We start from the raw sequence: 5,474 nt of genomic DNA, 5'->3' as shown, positions 1-5,474 counted from the left end.
CCTTCAGCTTCGGCTCGCCGGACGCGACGCCCACCATGTCGCCGCGCACCGAGACGATGCCGATCGCAAGCAGGGCGACGACCAGGGCCGCAACGGGCAGCCCCCAGATCGCGAGACGGCCCGGGGGGGCCGGTTCCTCCGTTGTGGTTGCTGACTCAAGCGGTTGCAGGGAAAGCCTGGGGTCTGTCATCGGTAATCCGGTTGTTATCGGTTGTTGCAGGCGTTACGTACAGGAGCGCGGACTGTACGCCGTCGATGATGAGTTGCGGGCCGTCTCCCGCGCCTGATTCGATGGCCGCTGCAATGGAGAGCCAGCCGTTGCCGTCGCCAAGGTCGCCGACGATACGGTCGGGCCGCCGCTGCGCTCCGTCTTTCGCAATGGCATCCATGTGGGCCGCGCGCAGCGCCTTGTCGCATCCGTCTACAGGACGGGTTATCCACGCGCGTACGATTGCGGCAAAGTCAGCCTTGCCCCATACCGCAGCATTCGCGAAACCGTATTCGACTTCGTCTGCGAGCCCGGCGACGGGCCGGTGCAGTAGCGCGGCGACCTTGACCGTTTCCGGTCGCCGGAAGTATCCCGCCGTCAGGAGCACGGCGATGCATCCCTCTGCGCTGCCCTCGGGCGGACCAGCCTCATGCCATGCGGTCGTCACGACTAGCAGCGGGCGCGTCTCCTTCGCGTCGAGCCACGCATCAGCGACGATCAACCCGTCCGAAGCTGGTACCGACTGGACCGCGAGTGGCGGCAGGCCCGCGATGTGTAGCGCCTCGATCACCCGCGCGACGTCGGCCTGCTCCCTGCCCGGCGCGGCCAGCACGCGGACCTGCGGCCACCAGACCCGCTCATAGCTTGTCAGGGCGAGCAGACCCGGCTTCAGTGGCTCAAGCGCTTGGGCAATCTTGAGCGTCAGCAGCGAAACCTGCTTCGTCGTCTGTTCCGTCTCAATGCTTTCTTCACCTAACTCAGGACTGACCGTAGCGGGCTCGTCAAGCATCCAGTTCGCGTCCTCGAAGCGGGCGTGAAAGACGCGTTCCGAACCGGTACGCGGTATCTGCGCAGCGGGCAGGCGTTTCCCGGCGGCAATCGCATCCGCAAGCGTCTGTTCGCCAAGCGGTAAACAGCACCCGACGCCGAGCACCTGAAGCGGCTTCTGCGCCGTGCGTAGTCGCGCCGTCAGCCACCGGCTACGATGATGGTTGCGCCAGTGCGCCCGGTACCAGAGACCCTCGTAGCCGGCGCGCTCGATAGCCAACAGGATCAGGAACGTACCGTTAGGACCACCGAAGAAGCAGAACCAGAACCATGCTCCGCTCGCGGGTTGTCCCTTCGGCCAGAGCAGCATGGCAATGGCAACGCCGAATACGTTGCAAGCGAGCCAGATGCAGAACCACCACGGCCAGAACCGGCGGCGGCACGGGTAGGCGCTAGGGCGTCCCGCTAAAGAAAGGTCGACCGGCATTACTCGATATTGACGTTCTGAAGCGACGAGATCAGCCGGCAACCGCACGCGCAGCGATAATGATGGAAGGCGACCTCCTTGCCATCGCGGTCGGGAAACCGCGCGTAACCTTCGTCTATGACGGTCGGGCCGTGCTGGTTGCAGATAGCCGTGTCACCCTTTCGGGCGAGCGGGCGGCCCATGAAGTTGGTCCAGGGCGAGCCGCCCGCGACTTCGCCGCCGTGTTCGAGTTTGTCGCCTTTACGGATGGGCGATTTCATATTCACGTTACCAATTTTGCGAGTGGATGATTTCTACTTGAGAGGCGACAAACGAGTGGCGCATACCTTGGGGATATTTTGATCCCAAAATGTACTAAAAAGGCGGTGCCCTTTTTTGTCAACCTTCAGATTGACAAACTCATCCCCACACAGCGGCGCTGGACTTCGCTCCACAAATTTCTTCGTCGATGGAGAAAACGTAAAAACCCTGTAAACTGAATACGTTCCCATCCCATCGTCTACATGCCACACCGCAAATCCAAGGTGACCACTAAAATCATAGTCATTAACATCTACATATATAGGCTTTTCGGTATCAACATCTACCCGTTCTCGATTAGTTTTGCCGCCATAATTTACTTGCCAGGTCAAGGCATCCTCTTCGGTTGTAATTACTGCCTTGGCCCCATTGGCAGGCGAAAAAATATGCGCATCTTCAGCCGCGCTTACCGAGAGCGAAATAAGCGACAAAGTTAAAATAAAAAATCCAATCATCTTCATTAACTACTCCGGCCTAAGCATGGATGCTACGATTGCATTTTTCGGGTGAGGAGGGGCAATTGAAATTGTTTCGGACACGTCTGTCCCATCGCCCAATATTCTTAGCATATACGCCGAATATGCTTGTCTTTCGTAATATCCGTTACCTCCTCCGTTGACTAGGCGATTTATAAAGCCGACATCCGATGCCGAATAATCCTTATCAGCGATCCTGCTAATGCTTGATCCTTGGGAGAAGGCTTTCGAAACCCAATAAAATCCACCAGAATCGCAGGCGTACTCAGGATTCTCCGCAATAATATCTGGATCATAACGGGGGAACCAAAGCATCAATTGCCCACCATCACTCGGATTTGATGAATAGTGACGCGACGTTGTCGTAATGCGATGAGCTACACCCGCCAATCTCTCAATATAAGAGCCGCTATTATTGCTAGGGATAGACCGATAATTTCCGTATGCCTCAAAATTGCCGGCCCATGTAAGCTGCATAATCCCATGACCATAAAATGGACCGTAGAATTCGGTTGCGGGATTGGCCGCTGAATATTGGCCAAACCCCCATTCGTGCATAAGGCGCCTTGTGCCACCAAGATTACGCCACTGAGCAGTCTCCAAAAGGACTTGAGCTAAAAACATAGCGATACGCTTCGGGTTACTCCCAAGATACTTTCTAAAACAGCTATTTAGTGAAACTACGTGATTCTGGATACGCTGGCGCGCAATTGCCGCCGTCACCCTAAAAGTATCGTTATCCGTAGTGATGGCTCTCCGAGGACTACCACTTTGCGTATAGAACGGATAGCGAGGAAACGTAGCGGCCACCTCGTCTCGGGTCAGCCACCCACACTTCCTGAAATGCCGGACAAACGCTAGTGGATGGAAGAACCAGAGCTTTTGCCCGGCGGGCAAGCCGGTCGTATCCCAGAACTGGATTTCCTTGAGGTAATTGAGGAACTTGTTGTAGCCCTGCTCGTTGCCGTGATAGAAACCGCCCTTGTCGAGCAGCTTCGCGTAGCGCGTCTGATTGTTCGTGCTATCCCATTCACTGGGGGCGTTGCAAATGAATCCGCGCAGCGCCTGGCGAACACCATCGTGACCCTTGACGTAGCCTGAAAGCGCGTCCGCCTTCTGCACTTCTGTCGTTTCCGCCGAGACCGTTGGCTGTTCGCTGGCCGCAGCATCCTTGACCAGTTTCTTGAGCGCGTCGATATCGCACAAGCCGTCGCTGCTGAAGGGCATATTACCGTCACTGAGCTTTTGCCAGCCCATGAGCGACGGGAAATCCGCGTCGGACAGCTTCTTGATCGCCGCGTTGTTGATATTGATATAGCCTTGCTTTCCCGCAGCGTAGGTCACTTGCACCCACGTCGCACAGGCCGCCCCGGAGAGGGTCGCGGGCGTCGAGAGGATGCGCCCAAAGCGCAGCATCTCGTAGCCGTCGCTCGGACAGGTGCCGTAGAGCGCGGTCGCGCGGCGATAAAGATCGTATTCGTAATCGGCCTCGCACACCGGCTGCTCCGTCAGCAGCGTGCGCGAACCGTCCGCCTCAACGCTCCAGACGTTGGTGTATTTCGCTCCCTTGCTGAAGTACGTCTCGACGACGAGCGGCGGCGTATTCGTCCCCGTCTGCCGCGTCTCGAACTTGATACCGTGCAACGTGTTGTGTGCGTCAGTTCCCGGAGGGAGCGCGTAGAACTGCTGCCCCGCAGGGATCGTATACCAGGTATGGCCCCAGCAGTCCGAACTCGTCGGCGCGGCCGGCGCGGCGTTACCGAGTTGCGTATGACCGAAATACGCATCGAAATCGCCCGGCGTCATGAAGATCTCGAAGTGCGTGTAGGTTACGCCGTCGTAACGCCCGAGAAATCCGATGACGTCCTTGCGCCGTACCGTATTGTTGCCGCCACGCATCGCTGGTTCCACCGCACCCTGGGCAACCTGGCCAGTAGGCTTGCGCAGGAACTCGGGCAGCCGTCTCCCGTCGTGCCCGAATGACTGATACTCGGCGAGCGGCAGGAGGTGCATGTAAAGCGAGTAGAACGTCAGCTTGCGTCCGTCGCCCGTTTCGGTCGAATGCCTGAGCAGGACGAAGCCTGCGTTCCCATTGCCCGAGTCCATCGCGTGCTGGCAGACCCGGTATGCGACGACCTCGCCGTCGGCGATGGCATAGACAGGACCATGCACGTCGGGCGCGAGATGGGCGCCACAGTGCCAGCGCCGGTCGAACGCGATCGGATAGATGCCGTGTGCGAGTTCGAACTTGTCGACCGCGTCCATCATGGGGTCGGGCCTCGATCCGTCGGTAGAAGTGAGGCCGGATTCAGGCAGAAACGGAGGGCTGATAATCATGGCGTGTTAGTTGGTATGGGAGTACCGCTCATTGAGCGTTAGGTCGCTTTTCGGCAGGACAGGTAGGACGGCTGGGACGTTGTCGGGTCCGACAAACGTGAACGAGCCGGCCTTGATGGTGTATGCGCCGGGGCAGTGGAACGTGATGTTGCCGCCCTCCATGACAACCGAGGCCCCGCCGCAGTTGAGCGTGATCTTCGACTTCGCCGACACCTGCACATCCGCACTTTCGCTGGCGACACGCAACTGCTTCTGCGCGAACAGATCCATGCCGTCCGTAAGCGCCGCCGCCGTAAACTTCCCCTTCGCCGCCGTGAGGCTGAGACCAAGCTTGTGCGCGCACAAGGAAATCAGATCACCCGCCACCATGCGCAGTCGCTTCACGACGCTGACGTCCATGTCCTGGCCTGCGGTAACGATCACGTTCTGCCCCGCCGAGTGCTGGGCCGATTTCGGCGTGACGAACGCCATGCCGCCTGGGGCGCTGGCGAGTAGCCCCGCGTCGCGAAGCTGGTTCAGCCCGTCGAGCAGCGCCGCCTGCGTGGCCCGGTCGGCAGGGTCGGCCCCAGCCTGCGCCGTCGCCGTCGCAAGGTCCGTCACGCGCTGCAATGCCGCCTTGAGCTGCGCGACGGCGGTGGGCATGTCCAGGTGCGGCGTATCGGCCCCGGCCGCCGCATCCGCCGAGAGGAACAGTCCCTTCGCCGCGCGCATCGTGCCCCAGCCCTGGGTCGTCACTTCGGACCCTTCACCCCGCAGGAGCTTTTTGCTGTCGAGCAGGTAGCCCTGGTTGAAGGCCGTCTGGCTGTAGACCGTCGCTATGCGGGCGCTCTCCTTTCCTTGCAGATCGTTGAACACCACCTCCGCACCGAGCAGCGGGGAACGCCAGATGGCATAGCTA

The 5,474-nt window shown here is 59.4% G+C and carries 6 protein-coding genes; all 6 read right to left on the bottom strand.

The window, feature by feature from the left end:
* Window positions 1–190: hypothetical protein (locus tag F6X37_RS36510; RefSeq protein ID WP_222945035.1), on the bottom strand; the 190-nt coding region annotated here is incomplete at its 3' end.
* Entirely contained in the window at window positions 156–1,346 is a 1,191-nt protein-coding gene (locus tag F6X37_RS35155; RefSeq protein ID WP_187614595.1) for a hypothetical protein, read from the bottom strand. The genes F6X37_RS35155 and F6X37_RS36510, both read right to left, overlap by 35 nt.
* A 116-nt stretch (window positions 1,347–1,462) precedes the next feature.
* Window positions 1,463–1,723: a PAAR domain-containing protein gene (locus tag F6X37_RS35150; protein WP_187614594.1), complete on the bottom strand. Its 261-nt coding sequence runs from the start codon at window positions 1,721–1,723 to the stop codon at window positions 1,463–1,465.
* A 33-nt stretch (window positions 1,724–1,756) separates the two neighbouring features.
* Complete coding sequence (locus F6X37_RS36505) at window positions 1,757–2,224, bottom strand: hypothetical protein (protein WP_222945034.1); 468 nt, start codon at window positions 2,222–2,224, stop codon at window positions 1,757–1,759.
* Between the two features lie 3 nt (window positions 2,225–2,227).
* A complete protein-coding gene (locus F6X37_RS35140; RefSeq protein ID WP_187614593.1) occupies window positions 2,228–4,507 on the bottom strand; it encodes a M23 family metallopeptidase in 2,280 nt (759 codons plus the stop codon).
* Between the two features lie 75 nt (window positions 4,508–4,582).
* Window positions 4,583–5,474, bottom strand: an 892-nt coding sequence (locus F6X37_RS35135) for a type VI secretion system Vgr family protein (protein ID WP_187614592.1), incomplete at its 5' end; no start/stop codon positions are given.

It is taken from the genome of Paraburkholderia sp. 31.1, from assembly GCF_014397645.1.
Taxonomy (GTDB): domain Bacteria; phylum Pseudomonadota; class Gammaproteobacteria; order Burkholderiales; family Burkholderiaceae; genus Paraburkholderia; species Paraburkholderia tuberum.
Note: the sequence above shows the minus strand (reverse complement) of the source record. Positions and strands in the feature narration are given on the sequence as shown.

What these genes read in the sequence shown, in the direction of transcription:
- F6X37_RS35155 (WP_187614595.1), bottom strand. Translation starts at nt 1,346, where the DNA reads ATGCTGCTCTGGCCGAAGGGACAACCCGCGAGCGGAGCATGGTTCTGG.
- F6X37_RS35150 (WP_187614594.1), bottom strand. Translation starts at nt 1,723, where the DNA reads ATGAAATCGCCCATCCGTAAAGGCGACAAACTCGAACACGGCGGCGAA.
- F6X37_RS36505 (WP_222945034.1), bottom strand. Translation starts at nt 2,224, where the DNA reads ATGAAGATGATTGGATTTTTTATTTTAACTTTGTCGCTTATTTCGCTC.
- F6X37_RS35140 (WP_187614593.1), bottom strand. Translation starts at nt 4,507, where the DNA reads ATGATGGACGCGGTCGACAAGTTCGAACTCGCACACGGCATCTATCCG.